We start from the raw sequence: 13,874 nt of genomic DNA, 5'->3' as shown, positions 1-13,874 counted from the left end.
CGTATCCCGCATGGGATACGCAAGTCAGCCGAAGTTGGCCTCTAGCCTGCCCAATAAGAGGCCTTCCTTTTAGTCGGATGACCGATTGGGGAGGTGGGCGCCTTGCGGCGCCAGTATAAATGTCGCCTTTCGGCGGCGGCCCCCTTTGGTGGCTGGCGCCACCACCTTTCCCCCGCAAGCGGGGGCACTATGGGTGCTGAGCTTTGTGCCACATAACTCTACAAGGAAGCGTAGAGCAGACCTCCCCCTCCGGGGGAGGTGCCGTAGGCAGAAGGGGTGCATTTCCACGAGCGTAGCGAGGTTTGCCTGTTTCCCTTTGTGGAGACCCTGCAGAGGGTCTCCAAGTCGGGCAAAGTTGGTCCTTAGCCTGCACATAAAAGGACCTCCCTATGAATTGCCCGACCGATGCCAAAGGCGCGGTTGTTTGGTTTAATCATAAGAGGCGGCCTGCATCATTTATAGGCCGCCCACCACCGCCGCCGACTGGTATTTAACAGTATTTGCCTCATGGGCTGCCTGTACCGAGATTCTTCACTTCGTTCAGAATGACGCGTAGGGCGGGAAGGGAATCCCGTAACGCTGTCTTTATACTCATCGCCGCCAAAGGCGGCGATACCACCATCCTCGGCCCGTTAGGGCCGTCGCCCCCTGAGCGCCAGCGAACACAACCCGCCGCAGGCGGCCATAACCTTCAGCCCCGCAGGGGCTGGCAACCTTCCCCTCTGAACCCTTTGTACCTTTTTACATCTATTCTCTCACAGGGTATAATGGAAGCAATATTTATTTCATTCATTATTTCATGAACAGGAGGCGGGGATGGAGGTCAGGTATCGGATTTCTTCGGACCACGAGGGGCAGGAGCTTCGGCGGTTTATGAAGGGGAAGCGGGAGTTTTCTTCTGCCCTTTGGAAGCGGGTGAAGTGGAACGGGAAGGTGCTGATTAATGGGGAGGCCATTCATAATGCCCGCACTGTGCTTCATACGGGGGATGAGGTCATCCTTTCCTGGAGTGAGGAGAATGAGGTGGTGCCTTCGGATATTCCTCTTTCCATTGTGTATGAGGATGGGGATATCCTTGTGGTGGATAAGGGGCCGGGCATGATTATCCATCCCACTTCCCGGGAGGCTCATGATACACTGGTGAACGGGGTGGCCGGTTATTTTTTGAAGAATCATGAGGACGCCGGTATTCATCCGGTGTACCGGCTGGACAGGAATACCACGGGGCTGGTGGTGGTGGCGAAGTCTGCTATGGGGCAGTATGAGCTGTCGAAAAGTCACGACTGCATTTATCGGCAGTATGTGGCCCTGGTTTCCGGCAGGGTGGAGCCGGCGGAAGGGACAATAGAGGAGCCCATCGGAAGGAAGCCCGGAAGTATTGTGGAATGGATGGTGCGGCCGGACGGGAAGTGGGCGGCCACGGAGTACCGGGTGCTTGCTTCCTGCGATACGGCCAGTCTTCTCCTCATTCATTTGCGGTCTGGACGGACCCATCAGATTCGTGTTCATTTTTCCTTTCTGGGGCATCCCCTTCTGGGAGATGATTTATACGGGGGGCCCCTGGATTTGATGAAGCGGCAGGCTCTCCACGCCCTATCCGTTTCTTTCCGCCATCCCGGAAGGGGGGAAATGGTTAAGCTTTCTGCGCCTCTTCCTGCGGATATGACGGAGGTTATTCAAAAGCTTTGGGGCTCTCTCGATGTTTTGAAGGAGGTATGAAGTTGTCTTTACAGAATAAAGGAAATGTTGCATTTCTTACGTTTTCCCTTTTTGATGGTCTTCCTCTGAAGGCGGCGGTATCCTGCCGGAAGGGCGGCGTGAGCGGTCCGCCTTTTTCCAGTCTTAACATGGGGCTCCATGTGGGGGACAGGCGGGAAGATGTGCTGGAGAACAGGAAACGGTATTGCCGCGCTTTGGGCATTGACGAGGCCAGGCTTATCAACTGCTCACAGGTACATGGCACGCATATAGAAATAGTGTCTGAAGAAGATCGGGGCAGGGGTGCTTTTTCCCTGGATACGGCTATCCCCGATACGGATGGTCTTATTACCGCTTCTCCGGAGGTGTCGCTTACCATGAATTATGCGGACTGCACGCCCCTTTTCTTTTATGATCCGGTGAAGAAGGTGTGCGCCCTGTCCCATGGCGGCTGGCGGGGGACTGCCGGTGATATTGCAGGGAAAACAGTATCTCTTATGACAGAGAAATACCATTCCCGCAGGGAGGATATTTTAGGGGCCATAGGTCCGGCCATAGGCCTTCATGACTTTGAGGTGGGAGAAGAGGTTATCCTTGCCATGAAGCCCCTTTTCAGCGAAGAGGAATGGCCATCTCTCTATAGAAAAAAGGAGAACGGGAAGTATCTTTTCGGCCTGGCCGAGGCGAACCACTGTCTCATGAAGAAGGCAGGGCTTCTGAAAAATCACATCGAGGACTGCCATATTTCCACCTGGGCTGCCAATGACCTCTTTTATTCCTACCGGAAGGAAAAGGGAAGGACCGGGCGCCACATGGCGGTGCTCATGATGGAGCCATGAAGGAAGAAAGAACGGCCATTGTTACCGGCGCTTCTTCCGGCCTGGGCAGGGAGTTTGCCAGGAAAATAGGAGAAATGGGCCTTGCCGATGAAATCTGGCTCATTGCAAGAAGAAAGGAAAATCTGGAAAGGCTGGCGGAAACACTTTCCGTGAAAACAAGGATCCTTCCCCTTGACCTTCTGGATGATGATTCCTTTGCTGCGCTGGATAAACTCCTCACGAAGGAGAAGCCGAATATGTCCCTCCTCGTCAATAATGCAGGAAGGGGGACGGCCATTTCCTTTACAAAGGAAGATATGACGGATATGAGGGACACGGTGAGGCTCAACGCAGAGGTGCCAGTGAAGCTTACCCGTCTCTGCCTGCCTTACATGAAAAGGGGCGGTGGCATTATCAACGTATGCTCTGCAGCCGCCTTCGTGCCGCTTCCGGGGCTTTCAGTGTACAGCGCATCCAAAAGTTTTCTGCTTTCCTTCAGCCGTTCCCTTGGAAGGGAGCTCAAAGGACGGAGCATTTCGGTCACCGCTCTCTGCCCCTACTGGATTGAAGACACGGAGCTCATGGAAAAGGCAGGGATTTCCACCCATCCCTTGGGGATGCTGAAGGCAGAGGATGTGGCGGAAAGGGGACTTTGGGATAACAGAAGGGGAAAGGAAATATCCATTCCCGGCGTTATGGGCAGGCTCACCCGGCTTTCGGCGGCTTTGTTTCCTCTGCCGGTGCTTCTCTTTTTTAAAAAACTGTTTCGTGCATGAAAAAACTTCGGATACCGGATGGTTCCGAAGTTTTTGATTTTAAGGAAGCACTGATTAATTCGAAGAATCGAATTTCATATGTATTTTTATCCAATGCTTTGTCATAAGCCTCCTTAAATAGCTCGCTATTCGCGTCGGCTTATTCCTCGCATTGAATAAAAATGCAAGAATGAAATTCGATAACGATTTAATCAGCGCTTCCTTAATGAAATGTATTGTTTCCAAGAATGGGATGGACGGCGGGCTTCAAACTCCGTTTTTCGATGATGTCCAAGGCTTCTTCCATGGTTACATCGCTGCTGCGGTCTTCCGTTTCATAGACCAGCATGGGAGAAGAAGCGTCCAATTCGCTTCCCGGAAGGTAGATGTATTCCCTGTTTCGGCTGTCGCCGTAAATATATCCCGCCAGCAGGCGGCTTTCTGCCAGTTTATGCATGGGGTTCCTCCAGGTCGCAGATGAAATGGGGTTTGAAATCCAGGTAGTCCGCCGAGGTAAGGTGCAGTTTGATGCCGCAGAGTTCTTCCGGCAGGTTGGTGAAATTGGAGGCGCCATGGATGTGGCCGTAAATGCAGTCGGTCACATGATGGGCCTTCATGATTTCTATCATGTGGGATGGATTTCTTGCCTCGTCAAAGGGGGGGTAATGGAGCACCGCCATAATGCGGGGGGCTCCGGTCTTTTCCGCCAGCACAAGGGACCGCTCCAGACGGCCTTCTTCTCTGGCAATGATGGGTTTGTCCGCTTCTGTGAGCTTGGGGGAGGTTTCCGATATCCAGCCCCTGGTGCCGGCCAGAGCCACGCCTCCGGTTTCAATGGTGGAGTTGTGCAGGAATTCCAGCATGCCGTCGGTCATTCTTGTCATTTTGGTTACCGTGTCCCACCAGTAGTCATGGTTTCCGCGGACCACAATCTTCCGTCCCGGAAGGCGGCCCAGCATTTTCAAATCAGCAATGGCGTCGTCCATGTTCATGGCCCAGGACAAATCTCCTGCCATAATGACCGTATCCTCTTCATGGATGGTTTCCATCCATGAAGCAATGATTTTTTCCCGGTGGTTCTTCCAATGGGCGCCGAAAATGTCCATGGGCTTCGTAGGCGGGTCGCCGGACAGGTGGAAATCGCTGAAAGCGTATAATTTCATAAAGTCTGTTACTCTCCGAAGTATTTGTCCGATGCCAGTGTTTCCATCATCCGCTTCTTGCTGTCACTGTCCATGACATGGGTAATGCGGTAGCCCATGTACAGGGGGCTGGCGGTGTAGCGGGGGAATATTTTGGCATGGATATGCTTAAAGTAATGATAAAAGAAGATGTTGTAGCTGGTGCAGGGCAGGGGGAAATCGTGAAGCACGAAACGGGCCAGGGTCTGGATGGTGTCGGCAAACCGGTCCGGTGAAGCGTCCTTCTTCAATGTCACATTCAGTTCCCCCATGCAGCTTAAGGGGTAGTCGGAAATGGAGGCATAGCAGTCCTCATCTTCGTGAACCAGGGGGCCCAGGAAATTTTCGCCCAGGATATTGTCCCGATAGTCATAATTTTCCAGCCCGATAATTTGGGAATGGGGATGGCGCTGGGAGCCGCCGGAGCCGGGGCCGTAGTTTCTGAAATAAAGGACCGACTTGAACCGTTTGTCCCCTTCCAGCTTCAGCCAGTGGGAAAGGCCGAAGGAAATAACCTCATGGAGCTTTTCCGGTCCGTAGGTGGAGAGCTCTCCATTGTGGTCCGATGTTTCCACAATCACCGTGGGCCAGGTCTTTTCAAACACAGGAAACTTATTCATGAGCCAGATGATGTCGCCCTGCTTTTCCAGAATGCCTGTGAGCTTTTCCGGATGACAGAAGGGACAGATTTTCTGGGTGCCGGAATGGGGCTTCCGGCTGCCGATTGCCAGGTTGAACGTTATAGGTGTATTCATAGCTGTATCCTCATCTTTCCTTTTTCATTATAGCACAGTGGAGGGAAGAGATAGATTCACCTTCCTGTAAAAGGCAGGTAAAAAAGGAGTATGCTTCCGGCAGCTATTTTTCTGCTTGACAAAGGAAGCAGAATCAGCTAATATATTGTCATAGCATTCCTTTAACGAAATAAAGTAATAAAGAGAGGTAAAAATTATGAAGCTGAAAAAAATTGTCATTGCAGGGGTTCTGGCACTGGGTGCCGCAGGTCTCTTGGCAGGCTGCGGCGGGGATAACAAAGCAGGGAGCGCTGCTAAATCAGCTGCTGCCGGTGCAAAGCCCACGAAGATTATAGCCGGTATGGATGATACCTTTGCTCCCATGGGTTTCCGGGACGACAGCGGTAAAATTGTAGGCTTTGATATTGATATGGCAGATGCCATTTCCAAAGAAATCGGCGTACCCATCGAATTCAAACCTATCGACTGGGCATCCAAGGAAACAGAACTGAACTCCGGCCGCATCGACTGCATCTGGAACGGTTTCACCATGACACCGGAAAGGCAGAAGAAACTGGCCTTCACCAAGCCTTACATGGACAATATCCAGGAATTCGTGGTGCTGAAGGACTCTCCCGTCCAGAGCATGGCTGATCTGAAGGGCAAGAAGATTACCATTCAGGAAGCCTCCACCGCTGAAACCGCACTGAACCGGGATCCCCAGCTGAAGGCAGCCTTCGCAGAAGTGAAAGCCTATCCGGACCTTACCGCCTGCTTCATGGACCTGGAAAGCGGCCGCTGCGATGCAGTGCTCTCGGATACGGTGCTGAATGAATACTACATGACCAAGAAGCCCGACACCTTCCGCGAACTGCCGGACCAGGTATCCAAAGATACCTTCGCCATCGGCATCAAGAAGGATAACCAGGCACTGGTGGACCTCCTGAATCAGGGCATTGACAAGGTCATCGCCAACGGGGAAGCTGCCAAGATTTCCCAGAAATGGTTCGGCAAGGACGTTGTGCTGAAATAAAATATCCTTTTCCTGCTCTGCAGGGGAAATGAAAAAGCATCACCGGAGCGGGCCCTTTCCCCTCCGGTGATTTCCTTTTTTCTGTAAAATTCTATTTCTCTGTCTTGTTAAATGAATGAAGGCAGTGTATGATATTCATGCATGCATAAAAAGGCCTTTGCCTTTCGATTTTTCTAAGGAGTTACTGATGGATTATATCATTCACATTCTGCCCAACATGTTTGCAGGGCTGGGCGTTTCAGCCAAAATCTTCATATTGACCTTCGTGCTGGCCCTGCCTATCGGTATCCTGCTGGCCATGGTCCGTATTTCCCATGTGGCGGTATTCAGGAAACTGGCGGCCATATACATTTACGTCATGCGAGGAACGCCCCTCATGCTGCAGATTATGTTCATTTACTACGGCCTGCCCCTTATGCTTCATGTGCAGGTCAGCGATTTCCCGGCGGCCATCCTGGCCTTTGTAGCCAACTACGCTGCCTACTTTGCGGAAATCTTCAGAGGCGGCATCCAGTCCATCAGCAAGGGACAGTATGAAGGGGCCAAGGTGCTGGGCTTCAGCTACCGGCAGACCATGTGGCACATCATCCTTCCCCAGGTGGTGAAGCGGGTCATCCCGCCTCTTGGCAATGAAACCATTACCCTTCTGAAGGATACCTCCCTGGTATACATCCTGGCCATGAACGACCTCATGCGCGTGACCCGCGCCTTCGTACAGCGTGACTTCGACACCACCCCCTTCCTGGTGGCCGCCGTATTCTACCTGGTGTGCACCGCCGTGCTTACCAGAATCCTGGCATATGTGGAAAAACGGTATGCCGTATATGAAGAATGAGGAGGCGGCAAATGAGCTTTATTGAAATGAAAAATATCCGGAAGGATTTCGGAAAGCAGACCATCCTTCATAACGTGAATATGACCCTGGAAAAGGGCGAAGTCCTTTCCATCATCGGCCCCTCCGGCGCCGGCAAGAGTACGCTGCTCCGCTGCCTGATTCATCTGGAAACCATCCAGGGCGGCTCCATCCTGGTAGACGGAGACTACCTGGCGGAAGAAAAAAACGGCGCCATGGTGTATGCCGATGAAGCAAAGCAGAAAAAAATCCTCGGAAAAATGGGCATGGTCTTCCAGTCCTTCAACCTTTTCCCCCACATGACGGTGCTTGATAACATTATGGCGGCGCCTATTTACGTGAAGGGCATGAAGAAGGAAGAAATCCGTCCTCTGGCAGAGGAACTCCTCAGTAAGGTGGGCCTTCTGAACAAGAAGGACGTATACCCGGGAAGCCTTTCCGGCGGGCAGAAACAGCGTGTGGCCATTGCCAGAGCCCTGGCCATGAACCCGGATATCATGCTCTTTGATGAACCTACCTCGGCTTTGGATCCGGAACTTACGGGGGAAGTGCTGAAAACCATCCAGCAGCTGGCGGACGAAAATATGACCATGGCCATTGTGACCCATGAAATGGCCTTCGCCAAATCCGTTTCCGACCGCATCCTTTTCATGGTGGACGGAAAGGTGGAGGAAGAAGGCACCAGCGAAGAGGTCTTCGACCATCCGAAAAACGAACGCACCCGGGCTTTCCTGAAATCCATCCTGCGGGCCTGAAATCATCCATCAAAAAAGACTGCCCTTTCGCAGTCTTTTTTTGATGGATGATTTTCAAAGTCCCAGGGCCACGCCGGCGGCTGCGGAGATGGCGATATAAATGATGGGGTGCCAGCGGAATTTCACGAGGGCCCCGTAGATGAGAAGGGCCAGGATGAGGGAGGGCCAGCGGATGAGGGAAGCGGCACTGCCGGTTTCCGCAAATAAGGGCAGATTCAAAAGGGAAATCTTTGCCACCCCCAGTCCGGCGGCTGCAATGAGGGCGGTGGAGGCAGGGCGGAGACCGTAGAAAATGCGGCCCATGATTTCCGATTCCTTGAATTTCTTCAGGATGGAATAAACGATGGAAATGACGATGATAGCCGGCGCCGTGAGGGACAGGGTGGTATAAATGCCGCCGGGAATGCCCAGGGCCTGGAAGCCGGCGTAGGTGGCCATATTGACACCCAAAGGACCGGGGGTGGATTCGGAAATGGCAATCATGTTGGCAATGTCTTCCGCCGTGAACCAGCCGGTACGCTGGGAAATGTCATAGAGGAAGGGAAGGGTGGCGAGACCGCCGCCTACGGCAAAGAGGCCTGCCTTGAAAAATTCCCAGAACATCTGGAGCCATATCATCTGGAAGCACCCTCTTTCTTTGCTTTCTTAACGGAGGGCATAAGGAAGAACCCTGCCATGCCTGCGGCGATGACAGAAAATACGGGGGACACGGGAGCAAAGAGGGAAATCAGAAGAATGGCAAGGAAAATGAAGAGGGTCCTTTTATCCTTCACCGATTTCCTGCCCAGTTTAATGACCGCATCCAGGATGAGGATGCATACGCAGGCCCGGATGCCCGTAAATGCATGGGCCACGTAGGGATTTTCTTCAAACTGGGTGAGGAACATGGCAATGACGGTGATGATGATCATGGAAGGGGTGATGACGCCGATGGTGGCGAAAATGCCGCCCCAGAAGCCTTTGAGCTTGAGGCCGATGAAGGTGGCCACGTTCACCGCAATCATGCCCGGCGTCACCTGGCCCAGGGCATAGTAGTCCATGAGCTCCTCCTCCGTGGCCCAGTGGTGGTTGTCCACCACCTCCCGCTGGAGAATGGGAAGCATGGCGTAGCCGCCGCCGAAGGTGACAGCCCCCATTTTTGCAAAAATCAGAAACAGCTGTAATAGTAATTTCATCCTGTCCATCCTTTCCTGCCGGCTATACAATAAGTTTTAGTGTATACAATTCAACCGGGCTCGAAATTAAATATTGCATATTTAATGGAATACATGTATCATAGCAGGTATGAAGGCATATGAAAAATATTGATTTCATCAAAAACCATATGGAGAAGATATAGATGGACCTAAGGCAGCTCAGATACTTTAAAACCATTATAGAAGAGGGCACCATTACCGGTGCCGCCAGGAAGCTCCATATTTCCCAGCCGCCACTCTCCAGCCAGATGCACCTTCTGGAAAAGGAACTGGGCACCACCCTTTTTGAAAGAGGGGCCCGGCAGGTGGTGCCTACGGAGGCGGGAAGCCGGCTGTACCGGTATGCAGTGGAAATGCTTGACCTGGAAACGGCGGCCCGGGAGGAAATCGGCACGCTGAAGACCGGGCACCAGGGCATCCTTCGTCTGGGTATGGTGTCCTCCGGCGGCCATGGAGAACTTTACCGGCTCCTTCGGGAATACAGGGACCGCTATCCCCACATCCAGATTAAGGTGTATGAAGGAAACAGCTATGAGCTCTTAGAGCAGCTCCGGAAGGGGAAGGTGGATGTATCCCTCCTGCGCTCTCCCTTTTCCCTCTACGGTCTGGACCTTATCTCCCTGGGAAAGTCCGCCATGGCCGTAGGCGTTTCTAAAAAGGCCTTTTCCTTCTTTAGGGGAGGAAGCCTTCATCTTGGGGATTTGGGGGACATGCCCCTCATCCTTTACAGGCGGTGGGAGAAAATCATACTGGAGGAGTGCGGGAAAGAAAAGTACCGCCCCGATGTGTACTGCGTGGCCGACGATGCCAGAACCTGCAGGGAATGGGCGGAGGAAGGACTGGGGGCGGCGGTGGCGCCGGTGACGGTGCTTGAAAAAAGCAGGGACCTTACTTTGGGGATGCTTTCTGAAGAGTCCCTGTTGTCGAATCTGTACCTGGCCCGGCGGAAGGGGGAAATCCATGCCCAGAGCGCCCTCCTTTTCTTCCGCCTGGCGGAAAGCTTATCGGAAAATGGTATTTCATAAAGAAAACCGGCGGAAAAACCGCCTTTTTCCATAATCTTTATCGAAAAATTTGTTTTTTTAAAGCCTTTATGCTAAAATATAACTTGCGATTTATCGTACATGAAAAGGACCAAAAAAGGTATCATTTGTCGGTAAGCCGACTTAAGGAGGAATATTTTTTATGAACGTAAAAGTAGAGGCACTGGATCAGCACAAGGTTTCTGTAGGCATCGAACTGCCGGCTGAAGTTGTACAGAAAGGATTCAAGAGAGCGGTATCCCGCATTGCCAACCAGGTAAGAATCCCCGGTTTCCGTAAGGGCAAGGCAAGCCGCAAAATCCTGGAAATGCATTTCGGCAAGGAAGCCATTGAAGCAGAAGCCAAGGACATTGTCATCAACGAAGCCGTAGACGCAGCACTCCGTCAGGAAAAGCTGATTCCCGTCACCGCTCCCGATGTGAAGGAAGACAAATTCTCCGAAGCAGAAGGTGCCGCTTTCACTGCTACTTTCGTAAAACGTCCGGAAGTGGAACTGGGCGAATACAAAGGCCTGGAAGCTGAAAAGGCATCCCCCGAAATCACCGATGACCAGGTGATGGCACAGCTCAAAGGCGCTGCTGAACAGAATGCAAGACTAGAAAAGGCAGAAGAAGGCACAGAACTGAAGAAGGGCGACTTCGCAGTTATTGATTTCAAAGGCACCATTGACGGAAAGCCCTTTGAAGGCGGCGAAGGCAAGACCTATCCTCTGGAAATCGGTTCCCAGAGCTTTATCCCCGGCTTCGAAGACCAGCTGGAAGGACATAAGGCCGGCGACGATGTAACCGTTAAAGTAACCTTCCCGGAAAACTACTTCGTAGACGCACTGAAGGGCAAGGAAGCAGAATTTGAAGTCCATATCAGCGACGTAAAGCGCAAACAGCTTCCTGAACTGAATGATGATTTCGCTAAATCCATCAGCCAGTTTGAAACCATGGATGAACTGAAGGCTGCTGTGAAACAGCAGATGCAGCTGCAGGCATTCCAGCAGGCAGAAGAAGCTTACCATGAAGCTCTCGTTAACCAGGCTGTAGCCAATGCCAAGGTTGATATCCCCCAGGAAATGGTGGAACAGCGCATTGACGAAATCGTGGACGAAATGAAACTGAACATGGAATCCAGAAACACCACCATGGAAGAATACCTGAAGAACATCGGCCAGACCATGGAACAGCTCCGCAAGAACTATGAAAAGATGGCTGCTGAACAGGTACGTCAGGGACTGGTTCTGGAAACCATTGCTGACAAGGAAAATCTCACCGTGACCAACGAAGATCTCTCCATGGAAATATACAGCATGGCTCATCAGTTCAATGCTGACCCCAACGATGTCATGAAGATTATCAAAGACGAAAACCGCGTAGGCATGCTGGTCAATTCCGTACTCCGCAAGAAGGCAGCCGCTTTCATCTACGGCGCAGCCAAGAAGGCTGAAGCTGACAAGAAGGAAGCAGAAGAAGCCAAGGCTGAAGACAAAGCAGAAGAAGCTCCCAAGGCTGAAGAAGCTCCGAAAGCGGAAGAAAAGAAAGACAACTTTGAATCCATGACAGTAAAGGACCTGAAAGCCTATGCCGCAGAAAAAGGCATTGCCCTGGAATCCAAAGCTAAAAAAGCTGAAATCATTGAAACCATCCGTCAGGCAGAATCCAAATAATCTGCCTTCACGGCTGCTTATGAAGCACTGAATGGAATATCAGGAAACTGATTGTTTGTAAAAAGAGACGCGGGGTGAACCGGCGTCTCTTTCGACCATATGGAAAAAACGGAATTTCATGGAGAAATTCCTGTATCCAAGAAAGAAAGGTGTGACCACTATGGCATATGTACCCATCGTAGTTGAGCAGACAGCACAGGGAGAAAGGTCCTATGACATTTACTCCCGCCTTCTGAAGGACCGCATCATATTCCTGGACGGCCAGATTGAAGACCACATGGCCAATGTCATCATTGCCCAGCTCCTCTTCCTGGAAGCAGAAGATCCGTCCAAGGATATCCATCTTTACATCAACAGCCCCGGCGGCGTGGTAACCGCAGGGCTGGCCATTTACGATACCATGCAGTATATCCGCCCCGATGTATCTACCATCTGCATCGGCTCCTGCGCCAGCATGGCAGCGGTGCTTTTGACCGCCGGTGCCGCCGGCAAGCGCTATGCACTGCCCCATTCCAACATTATGATTCACCAGCCCCTGGGCGGCGTACAGGGACAGGCTACGGAAATCGAAATCCATGCCCGTGAAATCCTGCGCCTTCGGGAAGAACTGAACGGCATTCTTTCCAAACACAGCGGACAGCCGCTGGAAACCATTGCCAGGGACACGGAAAGGGACAATTTCATGACCGCCGAAATGGCAAAGAACTATGGCCTCATCGACCAGATTCTGACCCGCAATGATTTGCAGAAAATGACTGCCAAATAAAGGAGGTTTCCATTGAACAGGAAAAATGAAGGAACTCCGGTCTGCAGCTTCTGCGGCCGCTCCGGGGATGAAGTGGAAAAACTGATTGCCGGCCCCGGCGTCTATATCTGCAACGAATGCATCGAAGTGTGCTCCAATATCCTCCGGGAAGAGCTGAAGGCAGACAAGAAAAAGGCAGCGCCCCATTTCAAGCTGCCTACGCCGGAAGAAATCAAGAAATACATGGACCAGTATGTCATCGAACAGGACGATGCGAAAATGGCACTGGCCGTGGCTGTGTACAACCACTACAAGCGCATTGAACACGAAGGGGAAGACGATGATGTGGAGCTGCAGAAGTCCAACATCATCATGCTGGGGCCCACCGGCAGCGGCAAGACACTCCTTGCCCAGACCCTGGCCCGTTTCCTGGATGTACCCTTTGCCATCTCCGACGCCACCACCCTTACGGAAGCCGGCTATGTAGGGGAAGACGTGGAAAACATTCTCCTCCGCCTCATCCAGGCGGCGGACTACGATATCGACAAGGCGGAACGGGGCATTGTCTATATCGATGAAATCGATAAAATCGCAAGGAAATCGGAAAACCCCTCCATCACCAGGGACGTATCCGGCGAAGGGGTGCAGCAGGCCCTGCTGAAGATTCTGGAAGGCACCGTGGCCAGCGTACCGCCCCAGGGCGGCAGGAAGCATCCGAACCAGGAAATGATCCAGATCGACACCACCAATATCCTCTTCATCTGCGGCGGCGCCTTTGCAGGCATCGACAAGGTCATTGACCGCCGTCTCACCAAGAGCGTCATGGGATTCGGTGCGGATATCGAGAAGAAGGATGAAAAGGACATGGCAGAGCTCCTGCAGCAGGTGCAGCCGGAGGATCTCCTGAAATTCGGTCTCATTCCCGAATTTATCGGCCGTCTCCCTGTGATTGTTCCTCTCCATCCTTTGAATGAAGAGGCCCTTGTGAAGATTCTCACGGAACCGAAGAACGCCCTTGTCCGTCAGTACCAGAAACTTCTGGCCATGGACCATGTGGAACTGGAATTTGACGACGGCGCCATCCACGCCATTGCCCGCCAGGCCATCGAAAGAAATACGGGGGCCCGGGGACTTCGTGCCATCATTGAAAAAATCATGCAGCACGTCATGTATGAAATCCCCAGCATGAAGGACGTGGTGAAGTGCACGGTGACGGAAGAAGTGGTGAAGAACCACTCCGAACCCATCCTCACGAGGAAGGACAGCTGATTTGATTCTGCAGAATATGGAAGCGCCCTGCACTTCCGGAAAGCCGGAGCCCATAGCTCCGGCTTTTGTGACCTCTGTGAGGGGGTTACATAAAAGAGATTAAGGATTTTAATAAAATAAGGAATTCATACTCTTCCATG

Annotated in this window: 15 protein-coding genes; 10 read left to right on the top strand and 5 right to left on the bottom strand. The window is 52.2% G+C overall.

Features of this window, described 5'->3' with window-relative positions:
• Positions 1–816: 816 nt before the first annotated feature.
• Genes QZQ29_RS00335 through QZQ29_RS00325 form a run of 3 tightly spaced genes read left to right on the top strand, consistent with a single transcriptional unit; the run spans position 817 to position 3,292 of the window.
• Positions 817–1,719, top strand: coding sequence for an RluA family pseudouridine synthase (locus QZQ29_RS00335; RefSeq protein WP_296958347.1), 903 nt, complete (start codon positions 817–819; stop codon positions 1,717–1,719).
• Between the two features lie 2 nt (positions 1,720–1,721).
• Positions 1,722–2,537, top strand: coding sequence for a peptidoglycan editing factor PgeF (gene pgeF / locus QZQ29_RS00330; protein WP_296958344.1), 816 nt, complete (start codon positions 1,722–1,724; stop codon positions 2,535–2,537).
• Positions 2,534–3,292, top strand: a complete 759-nt coding sequence (locus QZQ29_RS00325) for an SDR family NAD(P)-dependent oxidoreductase (RefSeq protein ID WP_296958342.1) — start codon at positions 2,534–2,536, stop codon at positions 3,290–3,292. The genes pgeF and QZQ29_RS00325 overlap by 4 nt, the downstream gene beginning before the upstream one ends.
• Before the next feature lie 202 nt (positions 3,293–3,494).
• Here the strand turns inward: QZQ29_RS00325 and QZQ29_RS00320 are convergent, their stop codons facing one another.
• The 3 genes from QZQ29_RS00320 to QZQ29_RS00310 are packed head-to-tail and all read right to left on the bottom strand — an operon-like array spanning position 3,495 to position 5,207.
• The gene (locus QZQ29_RS00320; protein WP_296958339.1) at positions 3,495–3,728 is read right to left on the bottom strand and encodes a hypothetical protein; all 234 of its coding nucleotides are present in this window, start codon (positions 3,726–3,728) and stop codon (positions 3,495–3,497) included.
• Positions 3,721–4,434: a metallophosphoesterase gene (locus QZQ29_RS00315; protein WP_296958336.1), complete on the bottom strand. Its 714-nt coding sequence runs from the start codon at positions 4,432–4,434 to the stop codon at positions 3,721–3,723. Before QZQ29_RS00315 ends, QZQ29_RS00320 begins: the two co-directional genes overlap by 8 nt.
• 8 nt (positions 4,435–4,442) lie before the next feature.
• Positions 4,443–5,207: a DUF4931 domain-containing protein gene (locus tag QZQ29_RS00310; RefSeq protein ID WP_296958332.1), complete on the bottom strand. Its 765-nt coding sequence runs from the start codon at positions 5,205–5,207 to the stop codon at positions 4,443–4,445.
• 196 nt (positions 5,208–5,403) lie between these two features.
• On the opposite strand from QZQ29_RS00310, the gene QZQ29_RS00305 reads away from it, so the two are divergent.
• From QZQ29_RS00305 to QZQ29_RS00295, 3 genes are all read left to right on the top strand, one after another.
• Positions 5,404–6,219, top strand: a complete 816-nt coding sequence (locus tag QZQ29_RS00305) for an amino acid ABC transporter substrate-binding protein (RefSeq protein WP_296958330.1) — start codon at positions 5,404–5,406, stop codon at positions 6,217–6,219.
• A 187-nt stretch (positions 6,220–6,406) separates the two neighbouring features.
• Complete coding sequence (locus QZQ29_RS00300; RefSeq protein ID WP_296958327.1) at positions 6,407–7,054, top strand: amino acid ABC transporter permease; 648 nt, start codon at positions 6,407–6,409, stop codon at positions 7,052–7,054.
• Between the two features lie 11 nt (positions 7,055–7,065).
• Positions 7,066–7,827, top strand: a complete 762-nt coding sequence (locus tag QZQ29_RS00295; protein ID WP_296958326.1) for an amino acid ABC transporter ATP-binding protein — start codon at positions 7,066–7,068, stop codon at positions 7,825–7,827.
• Positions 7,828–7,881: 54 nt separating this feature from the next.
• Here QZQ29_RS00295 and QZQ29_RS00290 read toward each other — a convergent pair whose 3' ends face one another.
• Both QZQ29_RS00290 and QZQ29_RS00285 read right to left on the bottom strand, forming a co-directional pair.
• On the bottom strand, positions 7,882–8,445 hold the full coding sequence (locus QZQ29_RS00290) for a chromate transporter (RefSeq protein WP_296958323.1): 564 nt from the start codon (positions 8,443–8,445) through the stop codon (positions 7,882–7,884).
• Positions 8,442–9,002, bottom strand: a complete 561-nt coding sequence (locus QZQ29_RS00285; protein ID WP_296958320.1) for a chromate transporter — start codon at positions 9,000–9,002, stop codon at positions 8,442–8,444. The genes QZQ29_RS00290 and QZQ29_RS00285 overlap by 4 nt, the downstream gene beginning before the upstream one ends.
• Before the next feature lie 164 nt (positions 9,003–9,166).
• Between QZQ29_RS00285 and QZQ29_RS00280 the strand changes: the two genes are divergently transcribed.
• The 4 genes from QZQ29_RS00280 (at position 9,167) to clpX (ending at position 13,734) form a co-directional block, all read left to right on the top strand.
• Positions 9,167–10,048 (top strand): LysR family transcriptional regulator, encoded by an 882-nt coding sequence (locus QZQ29_RS00280; RefSeq protein ID WP_296958318.1) that lies wholly within the window; start codon positions 9,167–9,169, stop codon positions 10,046–10,048.
• A gap of 160 nt (positions 10,049–10,208) precedes the next feature.
• Positions 10,209–11,720, top strand: a complete 1,512-nt coding sequence (tig, locus tag QZQ29_RS00275) for a trigger factor (RefSeq protein WP_296958316.1) — start codon at positions 10,209–10,211, stop codon at positions 11,718–11,720.
• Positions 11,721–11,880: 160 nt separating this feature from the next.
• The gene (gene clpP / locus QZQ29_RS00270) at positions 11,881–12,486 is read left to right on the top strand and encodes an ATP-dependent Clp endopeptidase proteolytic subunit ClpP (RefSeq protein ID WP_296958313.1); all 606 of its coding nucleotides are present in this window, start codon (positions 11,881–11,883) and stop codon (positions 12,484–12,486) included.
• Positions 12,487–12,498: 12 nt separating this feature from the next.
• On the top strand, positions 12,499–13,734 hold the full coding sequence (gene clpX, locus QZQ29_RS00265) for an ATP-dependent Clp protease ATP-binding subunit ClpX (protein ID WP_296958311.1): 1,236 nt from the start codon (positions 12,499–12,501) through the stop codon (positions 13,732–13,734).
• Positions 13,735–13,874: the final 140 nt, after the last annotated feature.

The organism is uncultured Dialister sp., from assembly GCF_900538805.1.
GTDB lineage: Bacteria > Bacillota > Negativicutes > Veillonellales > Dialisteraceae > Dialister.
Note: the sequence above shows the minus strand (reverse complement) of the source record. Positions and strands in the feature narration are given on the sequence as shown.

Bases quoted from the DNA above. Each gene is read 5' to 3' on its own strand.
- QZQ29_RS00285 (WP_296958320.1), bottom strand. From the start codon at position 9,002: ATGAAATTACTATTACAGCTGTTTCTGATTTTTGCAAAAATGGGGGCT.
- QZQ29_RS00290 (WP_296958323.1), bottom strand. From the start codon at position 8,445: ATGATATGGCTCCAGATGTTCTGGGAATTTTTCAAGGCAGGCCTCTTT.
- tig (WP_296958316.1), top strand. From the start codon at position 10,209: ATGAACGTAAAAGTAGAGGCACTGGATCAGCACAAGGTTTCTGTAGGC.
- QZQ29_RS00305 (WP_296958330.1), top strand. From the start codon at position 5,404: ATGAAGCTGAAAAAAATTGTCATTGCAGGGGTTCTGGCACTGGGTGCC.
- QZQ29_RS00320 (WP_296958339.1), bottom strand. From the start codon at position 3,728: ATGCATAAACTGGCAGAAAGCCGCCTGCTGGCGGGATATATTTACGGC.
- QZQ29_RS00310 (WP_296958332.1), bottom strand. From the start codon at position 5,207: ATGAATACACCTATAACGTTCAACCTGGCAATCGGCAGCCGGAAGCCC.
- QZQ29_RS00315 (WP_296958336.1), bottom strand. From the start codon at position 4,434: ATGAAATTATACGCTTTCAGCGATTTCCACCTGTCCGGCGACCCGCCT.
- QZQ29_RS00295 (WP_296958326.1), top strand. From the start codon at position 7,066: ATGAGCTTTATTGAAATGAAAAATATCCGGAAGGATTTCGGAAAGCAG.
- QZQ29_RS00335 (WP_296958347.1), top strand. From the start codon at position 817: ATGGAGGTCAGGTATCGGATTTCTTCGGACCACGAGGGGCAGGAGCTT.
- QZQ29_RS00325 (WP_296958342.1), top strand. From the start codon at position 2,534: ATGAAGGAAGAAAGAACGGCCATTGTTACCGGCGCTTCTTCCGGCCTG.
- QZQ29_RS00280 (WP_296958318.1), top strand. From the start codon at position 9,167: ATGGACCTAAGGCAGCTCAGATACTTTAAAACCATTATAGAAGAGGGC.
- QZQ29_RS00300 (WP_296958327.1), top strand. From the start codon at position 6,407: ATGGATTATATCATTCACATTCTGCCCAACATGTTTGCAGGGCTGGGC.
- clpP (WP_296958313.1), top strand. From the start codon at position 11,881: ATGGCATATGTACCCATCGTAGTTGAGCAGACAGCACAGGGAGAAAGG.